The 1,753-nt window shown below is 30.5% G+C and carries 1 protein-coding gene; it reads right to left on the reverse strand.

What is annotated here, in order from left to right:
- Window positions 1-181 precede the first annotated feature (181 nt).
- Window positions 182-1,654: a P-loop ATPase, Sll1717 family gene (locus WA340_RS05925; RefSeq protein ID WP_336127862.1), complete on the reverse strand. Its 1,473-nt coding sequence runs from the start codon at window positions 1,652-1,654 to the stop codon at window positions 182-184.
- Window positions 1,655-1,753 lie beyond the last annotated feature (99 nt).

Genomic DNA, 1,753 nt, shown 5'->3' on the forward strand with positions numbered 1-1,753 from the left:
AACTATGGTCAATATTTTAATTATCGGTTTCATTTTTTTAGCTTGCACACAACGGTCTCGGCTATGAGTAGTTGCGTGGGTTAGTACTTAACTTTGCAAGCACGCACAAAACTGAAAATCCGAGAGGATTTTCAGAAGTAGGCGAGAACCAGCAATTACATATAGCCATTGTTGTAAGTAGTTAATTATTGTCAGAATTCAAATCTAAATGATTCATTATGGTTCCTATTGTTTCTGGTTGTAAAGCCCATCTAAAAGCTGGATGAATTTCCCAATCGTAACCAAAATCAACAAAAGAGCTATATAAGTATCTATTCTCCTCAAAGTATTTTCTTTGAATTTGACCATCATCCATTACTTTTCTTGCTGTTAAAAAATTAATTTTATACATGAACTGAGCTAAACTTTTTGCGTCAGTAGCTCTAGCATTTGCAAACTTGAAATTATTCGATTCTTTTATTCTATTAATTTTTGCATGTAGTTCTGAAGTCGTAAAGATGTAACCGTTTGATTGTTTCCTCTCGTTTTGATTTGGTCTCATACCAAAAATTAAATTTTCAATTTTTGGAAGCTCAGATTTATATTCATTGATTGTATCTTGTATTCTACCTTGAGAATATTCTTCAAAAATAGCTTGTAAATGTGATGATTTGATTTTTGAAGAATTTTCAGAACTTGCAACTTGAGCAGCAGAAGAGCATAGTTTAACTAAATCTCTAGGTCTTTTTCTAATCAATGACATTAATATTCTATGAATTGAAACTTTTTCCCATTTACCTCTCCCTTCGAAAGGGTTTTCAAATATTCTTTCCAAATGATAGACAAGATGTTTTTGAGGAGTAGACATAAGCTTATCTTCATCAACCGCAATATTAAAAAAGGTCGAAATACGTTTAATTAACATAACTAAAATTTCGTGGTTTGTCCAAGAAAACCAAACTACCGAACCTTCAATTTTATCTGTTGATTCATCAGAAGTACGAACTAAAAAATAAACATCAGACCTTAATGATACTTTAAAGGAAAGTCCGTTATTCTCACTCGCAAAATCTCTGATAGCGTTTAAAAGAGCCGAAATTCTAATAATATCTTCTTTTTTTCCTTGCCAACCTCTATCTAAATCATCTATAAAAACAATAATTTTTTTAGTCTTAATAAAATTGTCAATTAGGACTTTTTTAGCAGGATCTACGTTTATATCAACTTTTCCTAACTTAATTGTATCAGTCAAAAAAGAAATTAATTTAACTCCAAATAAATTAAGTTTATTTTTTAATGAATCATCGTATAAACCTAATTCTGAAAGAGCCTTAGAACCAATTATTTTTGTTAAACCATGCTTCCATTGTCGAATTTTTAACAAAAAATCCTCATTCGTTTTCCCTAATTCTGCAATATCATCTGGTTTAATCAATATTGGTAAGTTCCCCTTTTCTCTTTCTTCAGCAATAGCTACTTTAAATAATGCTGATTTACCTGTACCTTTATGACCAACTAAAATCCGTACAGGTAAGTTAGAGGTAACTCTTTTGTAAGTATCCTTTTTAAAATAGTATTCCCTTAATCGTTCAATCGATTCGCTTTCGGCATCTTCGAAACCAAATAATTGTTGGATAATTTCATCATTAAATCTGAAAGGCTTTTTATTACTCATATTGTTTTTTAATTACTTACAACGTTAGCGTATAAATTTCAGTTGCGGAAAATCGGTACGATTTTCCGATTGAGACTGAAAGATAGAAAATTGCAATGA

It is taken from the genome of Mesoflavibacter sp. CH_XMU1422-2 (assembly GCF_037029245.1).
Lineage (GTDB): Bacteria > Bacteroidota > Bacteroidia > Flavobacteriales > Flavobacteriaceae > Mesoflavibacter > Mesoflavibacter zeaxanthinifaciens.